We start from the raw sequence: 18987 nt of genomic DNA, 5'->3' as shown, positions 1-18987 counted from the left end.
TTGATCATTTTAGGAAGGCTGGAGCATTAAAAAGGAAGATAGCGGGGAAACCGCCCCGCGGATGGCAGGTCCTTTTCTCAGATTCCCTTTTTTGACATCAAAAACGTATATCCTGGATTCTCCCTGTTTTTCATTGACAATGAAACTGGCGTGCACTCCATCATAAAAACCGCTCGTACCCCATACGAAGTTGGGCTGAAGTCGGTCTTTAAGCAAAAGTTTCAGTGTTTTTCTTTTCACGTCAGCCAGATAATAATCACCTTTCCCTGTACTGGGAAAAGCGGTCGTCGAGAGGATCACCTGATTTCCACCGGCCTGCGTGATACCCAATAGATGCACTCCCCCCAGTTTTGAAGAAAGATCGAAAAAATAACTTGGATCAAAGCCCGACCTGCCGGCACCAATGCGATAAAAAGCCGTAGGGGCGGTGGGATGGTTGCCATGATAAAACACAGGCGAGGTGAGTATATACATTGCCCCGTCACCACCTTGGAAATAGTTGAACAGGCCGTTTACCCCTGCACCGGGGAAGGCCGATCTAGTATCTTTGGCCAGTGAAATCCGCTTTAAAGAGGGATAATCCATCACAGCCAGATATGAGGTATCACTGCAATGGTCATAATCTTCACCGAAAGAACTATAACCCACATAAAACCGGTTCCCCTTTAAAACACCAAAGTTATCACTTGGATTTTGACCGCTGGCAACAGGCAATGCCAATTTCCCACGCCTGATTACCTTCATATCTTTGGTGTCCACCACTGCAAAAGAAGATATATTTTTCCTGCCACGCCCACTGATGTAAAGTTGATCGTGACCAATCATTGTGGTAAAAGAGATATATTCAAATTCTCCAAGTGTGAGCTTTCCCTTTTCGCTCAGCCCATCGAAAGAATAAGGATATTTCTCCAGCGTTCCGGTCTTTTTGTCCATACTGAGCAGAAAACTATCCTGCGGGATAACAGCTGATCCTAGACGCTCATTGATGGCCGTTCCCTGACCGGTATGCAACACAAGGGATGAATCCAGTGAATCAAACCAGATCATACTGTCATGTTCTCTGGAACCTTTTTCTCCATTGATCAGCAGCAGGTATTTTCCCTTTGTGGATTTCTTTTGCACGCCTGACCTACAGTTCACAATCAGGCTTGCAATCAGACATAAAAACAGAAGACGGTTACAATAACAGGATAGTCTGGGCTTCATTCATTTTTGTATTGGCCAAGCCTCTGGCGGATATAGGACATTGCCTTGGTGATCTGGCTCTCCACGGTTTTTTCTGAAACCAGTAAAGAAGCAGCGATCTCCCGGTTGTTCAACCCATCCTCACGGCTCAGCTTATAAATCAATCTGCAGCGCTCGGGCAACCGCTCTACCAGCACCTTAAGCTCTTGGGAGAGGAAACTGTAAGCAACCTGTTTTTCGGTTACCGATTCAGATTCCCGCACATAAAGCTGGGATTCCCCAAGGTTTCTCTCCTGCTGGATCTTTTCACGAAAGTAACCAGATATTTTGTATTTGATGGAACGGACCAGATATTTTTCAATGGAATCGGTAATGATGAGTTCTCCGCGCCTCTCCCATACCGAGCGAAAAAGGTCATGCACCAGGTCCTGCGCGATCTCACTGTCCCCGATCTTTTGATAGCAGAGATAATAAAGTTTTTTCCAGAACTGTTTATAAATCAGCTCGAAAGTGTCACCATTTACACGGAGCACCTGCTTTTGATCTATTTTCTCTGCTTCAGACAATTTCCTGGATATTGAGCGGCAAAGTTAAAATTATTTAGATCAATTCCAAATAAACAATTTATACATTCACAGACCAACAATTCATTCTTGTTCCCAATCCTACAGCACCTAACAAAAATAAAGTAGGATATCTAAAAATATTAATCTGAATATACAAATCTATAATCATGTAGTACTAACCTTCTTTATTTCTTCCTGCCAAGCCAGATCAGAAAATCTGTTAAGCTGGAGGAGCGCCTTTTAAAAGGGATCCAAAATGGAAGTGAGTGAGTAAAACTTTAAAGATCTGGCGGACCACACGGTCAGCTACCTATGGGCATGTTGCCAAAATTGCTATATTGATCTGCTTTTGTATTGCCACAAAAAAACAGGATAATATTCCATTAGTCAGAAATCTTCCCTGTCAGGGACAGACGCGGCATCCTTTTGGAACAAAAGATACAGCAGATGGCCCGGTCCGCAGGGGACAGCCAAAACAGATAACAAAATATAACTCGGCGGATCAATTATAAACAGCCTCAGTTATGCGCAGGCTATTACACAGGCTTAGACCCTTCCCAGCAACAAAATATCAGCCGGAAACTTAGCGCCAAAAAAAGTATAAATTTGAATTAGCTCCTTAAACAACCAGAATAACCTGGCTCCCAAATTCCTACACCGCATAAAATCCTCAAACCCTTCGTTAATCCTTTTGCCCATATTAATAACGATACGGATCGCATCATGCAAAAACTACATTCACATATCATTGTTATTACAAAAACATTCCCACAAAGAATAATGACTACATTAGCTAATACCTAAACTAACTTATATGAAAAAGATCATCCCCTGTATCATCGTTGACGATGAGCACGGAGCAATCCGTACCATTGGAGACTATATCGGCAGGATGCCGAGGCTGGAACTCACCAACACCTATACCGATCCATTGGAAGCCCTGGCAGAAATGTCACAGCAAAAAATCCCGCACCTGATCTATTCCGACATTGACATGCCGTCATTCACAGGCATAAACCTTGCCGAAAGCCTGAGGGATAGCCCGCACCACATCATCTTTACCACCTCATACCCTGACTACGCCGTAAATGCTTTTGGCCTAAGGGTAAAAAACTACCTGCTCAAACCTTTTGACCTACCTGAATTTGCCAAAGGAACAGAAGCCGTGCTCAAGGAATTCTTCTCCCCGATCACGCTAGAGGAGGAAACAGATGATTCCTTCTTCCTGCGCACCGATCCCGAGAAGACCACACTCACCAGGGTTTTAAAAGATGACATCACCTACATCCAGGGGGCCAACAACAATGTTTACATCTATACGCAGGAAAACTATTACTCCGTCTACATGACCTTTACCGAAATTGAACAGAAACTCGCGGACAGTATAAACTTTTACCGTATCCAACGCTCCTACATTATCAACTCCGGCCATGTAAAAGCCATTTCGGGGAACATGGTAAATGCTGGCAAATACAACGTGCTCATGTCCCCCAATTACAACGCCAAGTTCTTGGACTGGGTCAACCGCATCTGGCTAAAGACGAAAAGAAAGTAACGCTACTGAACACCCGACTGGCTGGTATGAGAAGTCGTTATCAAGGTGATCGTCGTTGTAGTAGGATCTGTTGTAAGACGTTTACTACCTGAATTGGAGCGAAAAATAAACACTGTTTTTTTGCTCAGTCTGGGGCTGTTTTTTGTTTTCATGAAAGGAAACTAGCCCCCTAAAAACCCCTAAGAGACCGCCCGTGGCCAAATGAGGAATCCCCGTGGCCAAATCCCGAACCGACATGGAAAAAATAAAAAAATATATCCATCGTTACCGTCTGCACGTGATATTCTGGTTATGCTTTATAACCTATGAAACCCTTGCACTCTGGACGCTTACCGGAAAGTTTTCCAATAAGGGAAACTATATATTTCACTACATTATCAACATCGCATTATCATACCTTATCGCCGGTTGCATCCTACCCTGCACCGCGGGTGGAAACAAAAAAAAATATCCGATACTGCTACTGCTTATCTCGGCCGCAATGTTAACTTTTCTGACAATAAGCAATTTTACCGACCGGGTACTCGGAATGATGGCCGGCAAAGCTTTTTTTGGAGAATTTAAACTGGACCAGATCTTCGTTGGTGCCACAGTGTGGCGCGGAATATATTTCATGGGTATAGGTACTGCCCTGTTTTTTTACCGGAACAGCAAAAAAGCCGACAAGAAAGCCATTAAATTTGAGAAAGAAGCTATCCAGAAGGAGCTCAACGAACAGCAGCTTGCCCTGGAACTTGCGGTAGCCAAGAACGCCTACCTACGCGCCCAGATCAACCCGCACTTCATGCTAAGCACGCTAAGCTATATCCATGATCGCACCAGGCTCTCAGAGCCTAAGGCTGCACTGGCAGTCCTTTATCTGTCCAAACTGCTGCGTTATGCGCTTGCAAGCGAACGCGGACCAGAAAAAATACCGCTGCACATTGAAATAGAACAGGTCGGAAACCTGCTGAACCTTACCAGGATCAGGAAATCACAGACGCATATCAGTTTCATTTATGATCACAAAAACAGCGGAGCAGAAGTCATTCCCTTCATACTGTTGTCACTGGCAGAAAACATGCTCAAGCATGGCAACCTTAGCTTACCAGATGATCCAGGAGAGATAAAAGTATCAGCCCAAGGCAACACCCTACTGATCGAAACCAAAAACCTGATCAGTGCCGGCATCAATGATACCGGACTTCATACCGGACTTTCCAGCATAGAGCAAAGGTTGCAGCACAGTTATGGCAACCGCGCATCTTTTAGGTACGGAAGAGATGAAGGGGGGCATTTCATTACAACGGCAAACCTGCCATTGTATAATTTAGATACCTGATGCGCTCAGGGAGTATGCTTTTATATCCATTTTTCCCTATGTATAAATAAATAAACCTGGGGCAGTGGTGTTCATAGTTCCTGTCACAGCCTGACCAGCGTGTACATGGATCGCCTGATTTTCAAAACAAGTATCCAGCAATGTAATACCCTTCATCAAATTGAGTTCATAATCCATTTTTATCTGGCCCGGACATGACCAATTTTAGGATGTAACCTAAAAACAAGCTTCTAAACCGATAGGGCAGTTTGATAAAGTTTAACCAGATATGGCCTACCGGATTATTTATCTGCTCCATTAATCATATCCTTAAGCTTTTTCCTTGCTTTGTGCAGGTTGGATTTAGACGTTCCTACACTGATATTTAGACATTCTGCAACCTCTTCATGTGAATACCCATCAATTGCGAATAGATTAAATACGGCCTGGTATGCCCTTGGAAGCTTCCTGACCATCTCCAATAGATCAGAATAGTTTAAATTACTTTCACACTGGTTTACCTCATAAATATCATTGACCTGATCCAGTTCGAGAAAATAAACGGAGTTGATATTTGCCCTATAATTATCGATGGAAACATTTATCATGATCCGTCTCAGCCATGTCCTAAAGCTCCTGGTATGATCAAACCGGTTGATATTGGTAAATATTTTTAGAAAGCCCAGATTGAGTACAGCGACCGCTTCCTCACGATTTTTGGTGTAGCGCTGACATATGCCAAGAGCGTAGCTATAAAAGTTTTTATAAATATATTGTTGTGATTTCCTCTCATTATTTTGGCATTTCTTAATAAACAACAATAATTCTTCTTCCATATTTGACTATTACAGTTTTACCCTTTTTACCATTGCGGACAAAACCTGTCAAAAGCAACCTCCCTTTATTATTTTTTATAAAGAACCATTGCCATCCAACTTTTATTTGCCAGGCAAATCCATTATCCCGCTTATTATTTTTTTTGCAATCGGAGGAAATGGAATTTCATCAGATATTCCACAAAAGAAATTATAGGTATGGCATCTTTTTCAAACGGGCGATTAAAGTGTTTACCTTATTTCCGGCCCTAAAGAAATGATGCCTGTTTTATAATTTTAAAACAGGCACCATTCTCACCAAAAAAAATAGAGCCCTGCCCCTGGATCAGGTATCCATTCTTTATCTATAACTGTTGAGCAGACTATTTTCTGCAGAACTTGTACGGTTAAACAAATATTCTTCGACAATTTTTCCGTTTCTCCATTTCGCAATGGTAACCAATGCACCGATGGTCTTCGCCGAGGTAGCTGCATTCGTGCTTGAGGTTAACCCGATTACCGCAGTCCAGTCTCCCTGGGCAATTTTAACGGGATGGGAGGTTACACCATCACCGGGCTGCAGAAAAGTAAAGACACGTTCCGCGTCAGCAGTATGTTTGTTCAGGCTGGTCGCGTTATTACCGCTCCATTCCACATAAACATTTTCGTCATGTGCACTATTGAACACCGACAGGTTACGCTGTGTCCAGCCTATAAAATCGAGGTTGTCAAAAGTCGTTAAATTTCTCTTCTCCGAATCATCCATGGCAATATAGGCTGCCAACCGCTCCCGGTCGGTTCCGGTTGGAGAAGTATAATTGGCAGAAGTATAGTTATTGGTAGTTGAATAAGATTTAAGGCGGCTGCTATCTGCCCCATCAGTCCGGCTAAATAAATATTCTTCGGTAATCTTGCCGTTTTTCCATTTCGCCACGGTAACCAGTGCAGTAAGCCTTTTGGTAAAACTACCTGCTACAGTTGATTGCGAAAGGGCCACAACAGCAGTCCACTGTCCATTTGCAATTCTAATAGGGTGCGCAATAACGCCATCCCCAATTGCGAGATAATTATAATAATTAAGTAGATCAGACTCGTGCTTGGCTAAATTATCAGCGTCAAAACCGCTCCATTCCACATGTACCTGGGCATCATGCATAGCTTCAAAGACGGGAAGGTTTCTTCCTGTAAAACCGACATAATCAAGTGAATCGAATTTTAACAGGTTGGAATTTTCTATTTTTTCTTCATCAAGATAGACTTTAAGGTCAGCATCTACTTCAGTCTGGTTAGATCTGTTTTTCTTGCAACCACTGATACAAACAATCAGTAGGACAATAACGGCGAGATTTGTTTTATTAATCATAAGTTCAGGTTTTTGTTTCCAATACTGCAAAGAACAAGAACTTTTCGCAGGTTGATTTAGCACTTTTCGTGCAATTTTTAATACTTTTATCGTACTTCAATATTGAAATATCTGCAACAGTGAAATAAAACCGATATGATTCCGCTGTTGGAAACGATAGCTGATTTCTTTAGGGCTTATGATATTTAAAGGAGGGACTGCCCACATCAGAGTAGAAGATCAAAAAGTAAAATTGAATCATATCTCCCCGAGCAGTACAAACTTCTACCGAAGCATCCATGCCGGCTCAGCTCCACCTTATCCACATCGAAAGAGGACAAAAAAAGTAACAGTTGGGTTCCTTTTTATCAGGATTACAAAAACAAGCGGCAAAAGAGAGAAGCAATGGTCAGAAGAACGAGAATGGTGGTGATATTGTTGTTATCAATCATAAGTACGGTTTTTTGTTTTCGCAATCGCAAAGAACACAAATTTTCAACAGATTGATTTAGCACTTTTCATGCATTTTCTGACACTTTTATTCTACTTAAACTTCTGAAATAATGCCGCGGTGAAAGTAAAATCTGCTATTTCATTGCGGAACAATATCTTGCTTCAATAAAACCTACGGTATTGATATTAGACTTGAAAGGGATTTCGCTGGACCAGAGCAGAAGATCAAAAAGGTAAAAAGAGGCAGGATCCGATCTATGGGACACCTACAGTCTGGTGTCGAAAACACCCTATTGATAAGTCTTTCGAAAGAACAATGCTTAATCCTATACTTTTCCACCAATATGGGCAATCTTAAGGTCCGGATTATCCTGTAACGTCAATACCCGCTTTGGTTACAGCTATAGGATCAGGGACACCGGAATTTCGCTTGTTGTTCCAGTAATTGATGCCTAAGATTTAAAGACAAATAGTTTGGCAACAAACTATGATTGACAAGTCCAATCAGGAGAAATGGCAACAGTTTGTTTTCTACTGCCATTTCCCTGGATATGGAAAAGATCTGTGATTTATCGGAATATGATCCGTTTCACGCGATCCTGTTTTCAGGAGTTATTTAATATCAAAATTGATCCCCTTGAGGTTGGACCCTTTCTCTAAAAAAACAAAGTAAATATCAAATACCCCTTTAATGTTGTCAAGACCGATAATATTTTCACCTTTCTTTTCAACTGTTGTACGCCCCAGTATTTTTCCCTGGGGTGAACCGGTGCGGATTTCCACTATACCATTCACATCACCCAGGATTTCAGCAGTTTTAAGTCCTGTGAGATCGAGTTTCCGCAAGAGCAGGTAAGCTCCATTCTCTGATGAAGTTGCTACAGACCTGTCGTTATTAAAGGTAAAGCCACTGTTGCCATTGCTTTCGTTTACAGGGACATAAGGGTTACGCAGCACCACAATGTTTTCAGAGAATTGCGGGGCAAGCTTTCCAACTCCTTTATCCCTATATGCTGCCCTGAAAATAAAACTGCCTTTATTGGCCGCATTGGCCGGAACATTTGTGGTATATGAACCTTTGACCGGCAGGTTATCTGGGGCAGTCTGTTTGTCTCCCAGGCTTAGGATATATTTTACAATCGCATTGACCTCGCTTGGGGGCAAAGTGGCATGCGCGGGCATCATTGCATCTCCCCAGACACCCGATCCACCGTTGATTACTTTTTTTACCAGGCGCTCCTGTGCCCCTTTGTCACCTTTATACTTTATGGCAACCTGGGTAAATGGCGGGCCTAAAGATTTCGCGGTAAGATCATGACAGGCGCTACAGGTACTTTTTTTCATCAAAGCCCTTCCAATCTCAAACTGTGCAGCAGCATCAAAACGTTGCTGGTGCTGCGCGATCGTGGTCATGTCGTAACCCTCTGAGAGGTAATTTATGGATACTGAAACCTGCGAGGGGACAATCCGTTTATCTGCTAAACTTCCATCTTCCTTATCGCTTACCCCTACGGCATAAGAAATGGTGTTTCCCGGAAAGTAAAAGCTTGAATTTCCCTTTACAAAACCGAACTTCACTACAGGGGCTGCGTTACCGGCAGAAATTTCCACCGATTTACTGTTTTTTGCCCCCGAAGGATCGGTAACCGTTAATGTTGCCTTATAAACACCCGCAGCGGTAAGCTGTAATTCGGGATTTGCAGTTTTAAATACTGATTTAAGCCCTTTATCTTTCGTAATACGCCATTCGTATTTTAAAACATCACCGTCGTAGTCTTTTGTTCCGGCTGACGACAATTTAACTTTTAATGGTAAAGCGCCTGAAACTTTATCGGCAGCCACCTGAACAACAGGCTTGCGGTTTCCGCCGTTATATTCTATTTTGATCAGTTCGGCTTCGGGGTTATCTTTAAAATAGCCATTGCCATATTCGAGTATATATAGACTTCCGTCAGGACCGAATTTCATATCAATAGGCCCCTTAAGGGTAAGTTCAGGCATAAAATGTTCCATAGACCTGTAATTCCCCTCCTCATCCATGGTGATAGCCAGGATCCACCCGCGGACCCAGTCGGTAATGAACCATTTGCCTTCGTAATAAACAGGAAAAACATTCCCGGCTCCTTTAAAATCGTTCTGATGGAATATCGGACCGCCCACGGCACTTCTACCGCCACTGCCCATTAAGGGAAAATACTCACTAGCACCATAGGGATACCATACCAAAGAGGTTTCGGTTGGAGGTAGAACGGTCAGGCCGGTATTGTTGGGAGAGTTGTTCACCGGGCGGAGGGGATCGTAAAGATCGCCGGATTTTTTCGTCGCAAAATCATAATACCGGTACGGCAGGTTGTTACCGATAAAATAAGGCCAGCCAAAATTCCCTGCTTTTTTTGCCCTGTTAAATTCATCGTAAGATGCCGGTCCCCTCGATTCTGATGCGTTCGATCCATCAGGCCCCACTTCTCCCCAGTACAGCCAGTTGGTTTTGCTATCCAGGCTCATGCGCCAGGGGTTCCTGTTTCCCATTGTATATATTTCCGGTCTGGTTTTAGCGGTTCCCTTTGGAAAAAGGTTGCCCTCAGGGATCGTGTAAGTGCCGTCCGGTTCAGGGTGGATCCTTAAGATTTTGCCTCTCAGGTCATTCGTGTTCGAGGAAGACTTCTGTGCATCGCGCGCACTTTCACCCGCACGCTCATCGATAGGGGTAAAACCGTCAGAAGATCTTGAAAAAGTATTATCGCCCGTACTCAGCAGCAGGTTATTGTCTTTATCAAACAACATCCCCCCTCCCACATGGCAGCATTCCTCCCTTTGTACGGGTACTTTTAAAACCACCTTTGCCGATCCCATATCCAGTTTGGCACCGGCCCAGGTGTACCTGACCAAATTGTTGACCGATTCACTGCCCTTAACTGAATAATAGGTATATACCCAGCGGTTTTTAGCAAAATTGGGATCCAGTATAAGCCCCTGAAGCCCATCTTCCCCTTCTTCCCTTTTCCCGTTCTTATCTACATATTCTGTGCTCACCGGTATTTCGGCAATGATATCAAGATTTTTCGTGGTAGGATTGTAAACCTTTATTTTCCCTTTCCGCTCTGCATATAATACCCTGCCATCTTTTAATACCTGAAACTGCATCGGCTCCTCAAGCTTTTGTGCCAATACTATTTTGGTGAACCTGTTCATCTCCGGGCCGTGTCCGCTCTGCGCCCGGGCAGCAGAAGAGACAACTGTAATAGAGACAGCGAGCAGGAGGAATCTTTTAAAATTCATTGAAAACATTTTTTATTTTTTATGGTTAGGGTTTTTGGACAGACTGACGGAAGTAAGCTACACTCTTTGCGACATCATCCGTGTTATTATCCCAGTTGTATTCATATTCTGCAGAAATTATACCTTTAAATTTCTGTCTTTTTAATTCTTTTATCACTGCATCAATGTTGGTGGCACCGGTTCCCCAGTGTACATCATGTGCGTTTTCATCTGTTCCGTTCAGGTCTTTGAGGTGCAGGTGCAATACATGGCCTTCCGCTTTTTTGATACACTCGAGCGGATCGAGGCCTGAATGTACCCAATGGCCAAGATCGGCACAAAGCCCCAGGCGTTTGCTTTTCCCTTTTATGGCATTTAAGATAATATCGGGGTTCCAATATCTGGAAGGCTTTGCGTGGTTGTGGATGGCCACATTGATTTTATATTTATCGCATAGATCAGAAAGCAACTGCATATCTTTTTCGTTGGGCTCGGCAGTAATGGTTTCAAGCCCCATTGCCTTGCCAAATTCGAATATCTTGATCCATTCCGCTTCACTATCTGCACCGATCACCCCAAATGCAGCCATTTTAACGTGGTGTTTGTTGAGCAGCTGAAGGACCTGTTTCCTTTTTGCAGGTTCCATATGGTAATCCATTTTCCCTTCAATGCCTCCGCCTATTTCCTGTCCGGGATAGGCTTCAATATAATCCAGTTTGCAACTGGCGGTTTTGTCTACTGCCTCAAAAAAAGTAAAACGGTTAAAGGTAAAAGCCTGCGTACCGAGTTTCCAGCCAAAACGCTCTTCGGGACGGTCGGCTTTGGTGCTGTAGCCCACCGCAATGGTAAGCAAGATAAACCCCAGGCTGTAAACCAATAGGGACAGTTTGTTTCTGTAAAAATTCATGTTGTTTAGTTTGTGTGTTTAAAGATGATTATTAATTATTAGTTTTTTACTGGATTAGGGCAAACAGGAAATTAACCTATTACCCTAACCAAAATATATAAATCAATCTGTCCAGAGGTACAAAACCCTCAAACAGATTCAGGATGACTTCCTTTAATATCCCGGATTCTGCACCAGAACACCGCCGCTTAACTGAATTTCGGTCAGAGGGATCGGTATGTGTTCATTTTTTCCCGCCGTGAAATTGGGCAGCAGGGCCGCGGCCCTTCCCGTTCTAACCAGTTCATAAAACCTGCGGTGTTCGCCGAGCGCGGTTTCCACCCGCATCTCGTGGTAAATATTGTTAAGCGTAACCGTACTGTAAGTGGGAAGTACCGTCTGATCGGTATTGCCGCCACTGTTTCTTGCCCTGGTCCTGATCTGGTTCACCAGATCTGTGGCATGCGGTATTGCGGCATTGTGGAAAGAAGCTTCTGCGGTCCATAACATGACCTGTGCCAGCCCGAATACCCTGTCGTTGGTCGGACCATCTCCTGCACCGCCCCCATTATTTGTGGGGATCTCACTAAGGGCCAGCCAGTATTTCCTGTTCCAGTAACCCGTTTCACTGCCACTTGTATTGGCCGTGGTTCCATCTGGCATGACCTGATTGTTAACAATGACCGTGGCTCCAAACCTTGGATCACCTCTTTCAAATTCATCTACAAGGGATTTGGAAGGCACGGTAAATCCATAACCCCAGGTATTCCTCGGTGCATTGAACAAATTAAGCAGATTACCAACATTCCTGCCCGGAATTGTTGCATTATTTACCTCAAATATAGACTCAGGGCCAAATTCACCAGCCAGTGTCCAGATTTTCGTAACATCATCAGTCAGGTGGTACTCACCGGAAGAAATAATCTGATCCCCCAAAAGCTGGGCTTCAGGCCATTTTTTCTGCCACATGTAAGTTTCCAGTAGTAAGGCCTGGGCTGCTCCCTTAGTTGCCCTTCCTTTGTCTGCCGAAGCCTGTTTGCTATTTTCGGGCAGGTCGTTAATGGCAAGATTTAAATCTTTTTCGATCAATGCCAGAATATCCTTTTCTTCAGACTGTTTAATATTATATTCTCCATTGTCTATCGGCTCGGTAACCATGGGAATCCTGCCGAAAAGCCTCACCAGGTGCAGATAGTAATATGCGCGCAGAAAATAAGCCTCTGCAAGCAATCTGCTTTTCAAACTTTGGTCCATCTCAATCGAAGGCACTTTCTGTAATACCAGGTTCGCGAGATAAACCCCTTTATAATTATCCCTCCAGGCATTGAACACATATCCGTTATCGGCCCTGGCCGTAAATAGCTTAAGATCCTGGATCAGCCCCTGGTCAGAAGCACCGCCTCCGCCCTTGTTTGCATCATCGGCCATGATATCCCCAAAAGAAGTTGGTGAATATCCACCATATGCCTGGTCTTTCAGCTGCCTATAGGCATCATTCACCGCACGCACGGCATCATCACTGGTTTTATAAAAGTTACCCGTTGATAGGTGAGCAGTTGGTGTCTCATCAAGAAACTTCTTACATCCACCGAGGCTGAACATTAATACAGCACTCAGGATTAAATAGTAATATTTCATATTTCTTTATTCAAAATTGAATTTCTATTAAAATGATAGGTTAAGGCCTGCAGAAATCGTTCTGCTCTGTGGATAATTGCCACCATCTATACCGATATCCCGGGTACCACCGGCGCCACTGTACTGCTGCCCCACTTCGGGATCATATCCGGTATACTTTGTGAAGGTAAGCAGGTTCTGTGCCGATAAATAAAAGCGCAGATTTTTGATATTCAGTTTATCCAGCACTGTTTTAGGCAGGGTATAACCCAGTACCACATTCTGCAGGCGCAGGTAAGAACCGCTCTGCAGGTAAAAACTGGACACCCTTGAGTTGTTGTTCGGATCGCTTGCGATCAGGCGCGGAAGGGTATTGCTTGTTCCCGGCCCCGTCCATCTGCCCAGCGCTTCTGTTTCCATGTTATAGTTGGAAATGAAGAACCCGTCTGTATAATACTTGTAAGCAGCATTGATCTTATTGCCATAAACACCAGAGAAAAAGGCTTTAAAGTCAAATCCTTTATAACTTGCCCCTATATTGAAGCCATAGGTAAGTTTGGGTATCGGTGAACCCAGAAAAGTCTGGTCATTCTGGTCTATCACCCCATCGCCGTTCAGGTCTGCGAAACGGATATCCCCCGGGGCAGTGCCCGTTTGTTGTCTGGCATGGCTATCCACCTCCTGCTGGTTCTGGAAGATACCATCAGCGACATAACCATAAAAGGAAGCTACCGACTGGCCTACCTGGGTAAGTTCGGTCTGGCCGGGCTTGATATTCCCACTATAGAGTTTTATACCTGTCTGGTTCAGCTCAAGTACCCTGTTTTTGATCGTTGCAAAAAAGAAGCCGGCATCAAGGTTAAGATCATCGTTAAGCTTGCCATTGTAATCCATCGAAAATTCAATCCCGGAATTCTGCATAACACCTGCATTGCGCGGAGGGCTCTGGGTAAAACCTGAAACAGACAATATGTTCAGGTTTAAAAGCATGTCCTTGGTTGTTTTGTCATAATAGTCGAATGAACCGCTGACATGGTCACCAAAAAGACGGTAATCGAATCCTGCATTCCATTGTTTTACCTGTTCCCATTTGAGATCCGGATTTTCCAGGCCGCCGGGGCCTGCCGTTGGCTGCGAAGTGGCCGGTATACCGAAAGCATAATAGCTGGTATTGACCCTGGCCGAATAATCATAATATCCAACAGGGGCCTGATTTCCTACTACTCCCCATCCTCCCCTAAGTTTCAGGTAGCCAAGGACATTGTTTTTTGGAAAAAAGGATTCGTTTGTTAAAAGCCACCCTACCGATCCGGATGGAAAATTACCATATTTGTTGTTTGCACCAAATTTTGAAGAACCGTCACGGCGGAAGGTAGCGGTCAAGAAATATTTCCCGCTGTAATTATAATTCAGACGGCTCAGATATGAGAGCAGGTCCCAACGCTGCTGGCTCCCGCCAACTACCTGGTTACTTATACCGCCATCCAGATATTGCAGATAAGGGTCATTTCCCGGCTGTCCCTGATTGGACCCATTAAGGTAATTGTAGGTAAACTGCTGTGCTGAGATACCCCCAAGCAGATCAAAATGATGGTCTTTGTTCAGTGTAAACTCATAAGCTACGGTGTTGTCCCATGTCCAGTTGGTAGCCTGGTCTTTCTGCTGGTAAACGCTGGGATTGGGGTTGTTAAAATTTGGCGCCACATTATAGCTTGGGGTAAAGCGCTTATTATCACTGAATTTCAGGTCAACACTGTATGATGATTTCAAGGTCAACCCCTTAATAGGTTTGAACTGAGCATAAACACTGCCCAGTAAACCATACTGATTGTAAGGGTTATTATCGGATATATAATGGATCCTGGCCAACGGATTGATAATGTCCGAATATTTGGTTGCCGTAAAGTTGCCGTTCGCATCTTTCACAGGTATTGTTGGATCGAGTGCAAGCGCGTCATTTACAATATTCGCTCCAAAATCGGTGGCAACATTATGTGACCTTGATTTATTGAAGGCCAGGCTTTCCCCAAACTCAAGACCTGGTTTTGGATTAAAAGTGAGGTTATTGGATAAGTTTACCCTTTTATAATCCGATCCAATGATAGTCCCATCCTGGTCCAAATAGCCACCACTAACCCTGTAGGTGGAGTTTTTACTGCCACCACTGATTGCCACATTGTAATTTTGCATACGGGCGGTACGGAACAGTTCTTTCTGCCAGTCGGTGGTCGAGGTGTAGCTTGAAGGCGGACCTTCAAAAGGCGATGTACGGCCTGCATTGGTATAGGCCTCATTATTTAGCATTACGTAATCCGAAGCACTTACCATGTCCAATGTTTTGCGTACCTGGGTTACACCCTGATAGGAACTTAAAGTAATCAATGCTTCACCGTCCCTGCCCTTTTTGGTTTTAACGAGGATCACACCGTTTGCTCCCCTGGAACCGTAAATGGCCTGGGCAGAAGCATCCTTCAGGATATCGATCGATTCGATATTTGCAGGATCAATGATGTTGATATCATTTGAGGTAAGGGGAATCCCGTCGACCACGTATAAAGGATCTGAGTTATTGATCGAAGTCAGCCCGCGTATGCGCACCTGGGCAACGGCACCCGGGGCGCCGGAGTTTTGGGTGATCTGGACGCCGGCCGTTTTTCCCTGTAGTGCACCCTGAAGGTTGACTACCGACTGGTCTTTTAACTTATCGGCAGAAACAGAAGATATTGCCCCTGTAATGTCGCCTTTGCGCTGCGTTCCATAGCCGATTACAACAACCTCATCAAGTGCAGAGGGCTGGGCAAGTAAAACAATGTTCAGCTCCGAACGGCCGTTCAGCTCCACTTCCTGACTTGCAAAGCCCAGATAGCTGAAAATCAGCACAGCATCCGCATCGTTTAATTTTAATGAGAAGGAACCATCGGTAGCGGTAACCGTTCCGGTATTGCTTCCTTTTACCTTTATGGTCACCCCGGGCAGCCCAACGCCTGCCTGATCGCTGACCTTTCCTTTTACAGTCACTTCGCGTGCTGCAGGAATGGGCCTTAATTTCACAATTACGGTATTCTGATTGATGGTATAAGTCAGCAACTGGTTTTCGAAGCACTTTTCAAGTACTTCTGACACAGGAGCGTTCTGGAGCGAAAGACTTACCGGATTAGCCCTGTCCAGCATATCGCTGTCGTAAAGGAAATTATAATTGCTCTGCTTCCTCAATTTCTTAAAGATGCTTTTCAATGAAGCATCTTTTACGGAAATATTGATTTTTTGTGCGTATCCAGACGCACTTACCTGCAAAAACGAGGCAGTCAACAATATGACTATCAATTTCATAATGAGCAACAATTTATAGAATGAACGGAAATTCCGTGTGCACGAAAATGCACCAATATTTTTATACATTTGGTTAAGGATAAATTTATGATTGATTGTTCGAACTATTGATTATGTTTTCCTTATGCCCTTAAGGCTATAGACCGGATGCAATTCCACTGCATTCGGTCTTGATAAGGACAACATGATAACCTAAATGATATTTATGGCATCACAATTATCCTCCTTTCCTTAATTTGAAAATGAACGGAACCTGTCAGTTCCAGGGATTTTAAAACCTGGGCAACATCCTTAAAGCGGGAAACCGTCCCACCGAAATTTGCCCTTTTAAAGTTTTGCGGAAATACCACTTCTACATCGTACCATCTTGCGATGCGCTTCATGATGGTGTGGATATCTTCATTATCGAAAACAAAATACCCCTCTTTCCAGGCGACAGCTTCTTCGGCATCAACCCCACGGACATCTATTGATGTCGCACCATAACTGAGCATACCTTGTTGACCGGGTTTTAACATAACCTGCCTGTTGCCTGTGCTTAACTGGACCGAGCCTTCCAGCAAGGTTGTTCTGATCGCATTTTCGTCCTTATAGGCCATCACATTGAAGTGGGTTCCGAGAACCTTGACATCAAGATCATCCACACTGACCTTAAAGGGTTTTGCCTTATCCTTTGCCACCTCGAAATAGGCCTCGCCCGTCAGCCGGACGATACGCTCGTTTTTAGCAAAACTTACCGGATATTTTAGCGTAGAAGCAGAATTCATCCATACTTTGGTCCCGTCTGAAAGTACCAGCTGATACTGCCCACCCCGGGGAATGGTTATGGTATGGTAGTCAACTGCATCGCCATTATTGGCAACAACTGCAGCCTTGTTATACCGGATCAGTCCATCATTTATTTTATTGACCTCTATTCCGTTCTGTAAAGAAATTCTTCCGTTTTTAAGACCGTCCAGGGTGATCACGCTACCGTCTGCTGTTGTCAGATAGGCTTTATTTCCACCTGGAATAATTTTTGAACCTTTGTTTTTTACCACCTGAACGGCTTTGGTATCAGTAGCAGGTTTTTGCAGCACCATGAAGGATATCGCGGCAGCTATAATGACAAGGATTACTGCAGCAATTTTTAACAGCCTGAACCTGCCGCGTAAAACAAAGGCCTGCTGATCGGGAATACTGTTCCGGATTTTTTCCTTTAAGATATAATAGAGCCTGTCTGTATCACTTGGATCTGAAAGCAGATCATCACCTGTGAAGGGAATTTCTTCATCATGATGGGATTGCAATGTGTCAATTTCTTCAGCTGTACACTTTCCATCTAAAAACTTTTCATACAGTGCAACAAACTCTTCTTTGTTCATCATTCAGATAAATATTTGGTCCTAATATATAAGTACCAAAAAGATCTTCATACACCCATACTTTTATGATTTTTTTTTTAAATCTTTAATAGCCTGTAATTTTTCAATTATTTTTATAGTTTTAGCCGACCAAATATGCGCCTGTCTAATAAAACTGATTCTGATCTCTGGCTAGCCGTCCAAAACAATGATGGAAAAGCATTTAATGTGCTTTTCGACAGGTATTGGCTAATGCTCTATAAGGTAGCGCTACAGCAGTTAAAGGATGAGGAGAGCAGCTTGGAAATAGTCCACAATGTTTTTGTCAGTTTATGGAGCAGGCGGAAAGAACTGCAGATAACCGCTCTGAAAAATTTCTTGTTTACATCCATCAAATATCAGGTATACAAAAGCCTGAGACCAAAAAAACTCTCGATAGTCTATAAGGCAGATATTAGCGAAGATAATTTTTCTACCGAAATCAACCTTGGGGATTTAAAGATCCGGGACTCCGAGCTTCAACAAAGACTAAATAGCTCCCTAAGCCAGTTACCGGGGCGATGCCATCAGATATTCCGTTTGAGCAGGATAGAACATTTTTCCAATAAAGAGATTGCTGACCGCCTGGGCATCAGCCAAAAATCGGTGGAAAACCAGCTGACCATAGCCTTAAAACATCTACGGGCATCCTTTAAAGATATTGCTTTTCTGCTCTTCATCTTCCACTACCTGTAAGCAGTTATTCAATTTAATATGTATATCCTTTAGCGGCACATCAGAAGCAAATTTTAAAGTCTGCCCGGAAAACTGAACCCGGAACGGGAAACCTCAAGGTCATTTAAAGTGAAAGGATCCCGGGAGGACATTATTTTACATGAATGGATTATCCATCTTTTTGCGCATTGTGTCTATTTCCGGCTTGGGTCAATCAGCGTAATTTAGGCTCCCGTACCCTACCCTGTGCTGGGTGGCTGACCAGATACAACAAATAATTGAGTCTAAGTCCTGATGCACTATGTCAGTTCCCACTAACTGACGGAAAGCATCATTAAGCTCATGAAAAATCCAATGTTTACCATGAAACAAGTTAAATTTTTATTTCAGGATTATTTAAGGACCGGAAAGTATTTTTGCTTTTCAAAAAAAAATATGGGGCTAGTCTGTTCCTCAGGCAGCTGAACACTAATAGCAATCCCCGATACTGGCGCAGGAGAACAGCTCCACAATTGACCCCTTCCGCTTGGCCTCCAAAAAAACAGGTATAAACAACTGTGAAACCTGACCGTGCCGGAGCATCGCTGAACTGAATTTACAGGATAATAAGACCGTAAGAAAAT

Annotated in this window: 12 protein-coding genes; 3 read left to right on the top strand and 9 right to left on the bottom strand. The window is 43.6% G+C overall.

Annotated elements, in window-relative coordinates:
- Positions 1 to 9: 9 nt before the first annotated feature.
- The gene (locus R2S57_RS05135; protein WP_316843997.1) at positions 10 to 1122 is read right to left on the bottom strand and encodes a hypothetical protein; all 1113 of its coding nucleotides are present in this window, start codon (positions 1120 to 1122) and stop codon (positions 10 to 12) included.
- Positions 1123 to 1202: 80 nt separating this feature from the next.
- Positions 1203 to 1751, bottom strand: a complete 549-nt coding sequence (locus tag R2S57_RS05130) for a sigma-70 family RNA polymerase sigma factor (protein WP_316825963.1) — start codon at positions 1749 to 1751, stop codon at positions 1203 to 1205.
- A gap of 814 nt (positions 1752 to 2565) precedes the next feature.
- Here R2S57_RS05130 and R2S57_RS05125 point away from each other — a divergent pair.
- Both R2S57_RS05125 and R2S57_RS05120 read left to right on the top strand, forming a co-directional pair.
- Positions 2566 to 3306: a LytTR family DNA-binding domain-containing protein gene (locus R2S57_RS05125; protein WP_316825962.1), complete on the top strand. Its 741-nt coding sequence runs from the start codon at positions 2566 to 2568 to the stop codon at positions 3304 to 3306.
- A 235-nt stretch (positions 3307 to 3541) separates the two neighbouring features.
- Positions 3542 to 4627 (top strand): sensor histidine kinase, encoded by a 1086-nt coding sequence (locus tag R2S57_RS05120; RefSeq protein WP_316825961.1) that lies wholly within the window; start codon positions 3542 to 3544, stop codon positions 4625 to 4627.
- A 281-nt stretch (positions 4628 to 4908) separates the two neighbouring features.
- Here the strand turns inward: R2S57_RS05120 and R2S57_RS05115 are convergent, their stop codons facing one another.
- The 7 genes from R2S57_RS05115 to R2S57_RS05085 all read right to left on the bottom strand — a co-directional run bounded on the left by R2S57_RS05115 (position 4909) and on the right by R2S57_RS05085 (position 17674).
- Positions 4909 to 5442: a sigma-70 family RNA polymerase sigma factor gene (locus R2S57_RS05115; protein ID WP_316843996.1), complete on the bottom strand. Its 534-nt coding sequence runs from the start codon at positions 5440 to 5442 to the stop codon at positions 4909 to 4911.
- Positions 5443 to 5782: 340 nt separating this feature from the next.
- Positions 5783 to 6784 carry a hypothetical protein gene (locus R2S57_RS05110; protein ID WP_316825959.1) on the bottom strand — a complete coding sequence of 334 codons (1002 nt, stop codon included), beginning with the start codon at positions 6782 to 6784 and terminating at the stop codon, positions 5783 to 5785.
- 1044 nt (positions 6785 to 7828) lie between these two features.
- On the bottom strand, positions 7829 to 10495 hold the full coding sequence (locus tag R2S57_RS05105; RefSeq protein WP_316843995.1) for a PQQ-dependent sugar dehydrogenase: 2667 nt from the start codon (positions 10493 to 10495) through the stop codon (positions 7829 to 7831).
- 25 nt (positions 10496 to 10520) lie between these two features.
- A complete protein-coding gene (locus R2S57_RS05100; RefSeq protein WP_316825957.1) occupies positions 10521 to 11381 on the bottom strand; it encodes a sugar phosphate isomerase/epimerase in 861 nt (286 codons plus the stop codon).
- A 153-nt stretch (positions 11382 to 11534) separates the two neighbouring features.
- Positions 11535 to 12998 carry a RagB/SusD family nutrient uptake outer membrane protein gene (locus R2S57_RS05095; RefSeq protein WP_316843994.1) on the bottom strand — a complete coding sequence of 488 codons (1464 nt, stop codon included), beginning with the start codon at positions 12996 to 12998 and terminating at the stop codon, positions 11535 to 11537.
- A 27-nt stretch (positions 12999 to 13025) separates the two neighbouring features.
- A complete protein-coding gene (locus R2S57_RS05090) occupies positions 13026 to 16307 on the bottom strand; it encodes a TonB-dependent receptor (protein WP_316825955.1) in 3282 nt (1093 codons plus the stop codon).
- Positions 16308 to 16510: 203 nt separating this feature from the next.
- Positions 16511 to 17674 (bottom strand): FecR family protein, encoded by a 1164-nt coding sequence (locus tag R2S57_RS05085; protein ID WP_316843993.1) that lies wholly within the window; start codon positions 17672 to 17674, stop codon positions 16511 to 16513.
- A 132-nt stretch (positions 17675 to 17806) separates the two neighbouring features.
- Between R2S57_RS05085 and R2S57_RS05080 the strand changes: the two genes are divergently transcribed.
- The gene (locus R2S57_RS05080; protein WP_316825953.1) at positions 17807 to 18385 is read left to right on the top strand and encodes an RNA polymerase sigma-70 factor; all 579 of its coding nucleotides are present in this window, start codon (positions 17807 to 17809) and stop codon (positions 18383 to 18385) included.
- The last annotated feature ends 602 nt before the right edge of the window (positions 18386 to 18987 follow it).

The sequence above is a fragment of the Pedobacter psychrodurus genome (assembly GCF_032678585.1).
Classification (GTDB): Bacteria; Bacteroidota; Bacteroidia; order Sphingobacteriales; family Sphingobacteriaceae; genus Pedobacter; species Pedobacter psychrodurus_A.
This window is presented reverse-complemented; position numbering and strand designations above follow the sequence as displayed.

Coding starts and splice junctions, on each gene's coding strand:
- R2S57_RS05125 (WP_316825962.1), top strand. CDS start 2,566: ATGAAAAAGATCATCCCCTGTATCATCGTTGACGATGAGCACGGAGCA.
- R2S57_RS05120 (WP_316825961.1), top strand. CDS start 3,542: ATGGAAAAAATAAAAAAATATATCCATCGTTACCGTCTGCACGTGATA.
- R2S57_RS05115 (WP_316843996.1), bottom strand. CDS start 5,442: ATGGAAGAAGAATTATTGTTGTTTATTAAGAAATGCCAAAATAATGAG.
- R2S57_RS05110 (WP_316825959.1), bottom strand. CDS start 6,784: ATGATTAATAAAACAAATCTCGCCGTTATTGTCCTACTGATTGTTTGT.
- R2S57_RS05105 (WP_316843995.1), bottom strand. CDS start 10,495: ATGAATTTTAAAAGATTCCTCCTGCTCGCTGTCTCTATTACAGTTGTC.
- R2S57_RS05100 (WP_316825957.1), bottom strand. CDS start 11,381: ATGAATTTTTACAGAAACAAACTGTCCCTATTGGTTTACAGCCTGGGG.
- R2S57_RS05095 (WP_316843994.1), bottom strand. CDS start 12,998: ATGAAATATTACTATTTAATCCTGAGTGCTGTATTAATGTTCAGCCTC.
- R2S57_RS05090 (WP_316825955.1), bottom strand. CDS start 16,307: ATGAAATTGATAGTCATATTGTTGACTGCCTCGTTTTTGCAGGTAAGT.
- R2S57_RS05085 (WP_316843993.1), bottom strand. CDS start 17,674: ATGATGAACAAAGAAGAGTTTGTTGCACTGTATGAAAAGTTTTTAGAT.
- R2S57_RS05080 (WP_316825953.1), top strand. CDS start 17,807: ATGCGCCTGTCTAATAAAACTGATTCTGATCTCTGGCTAGCCGTCCAA.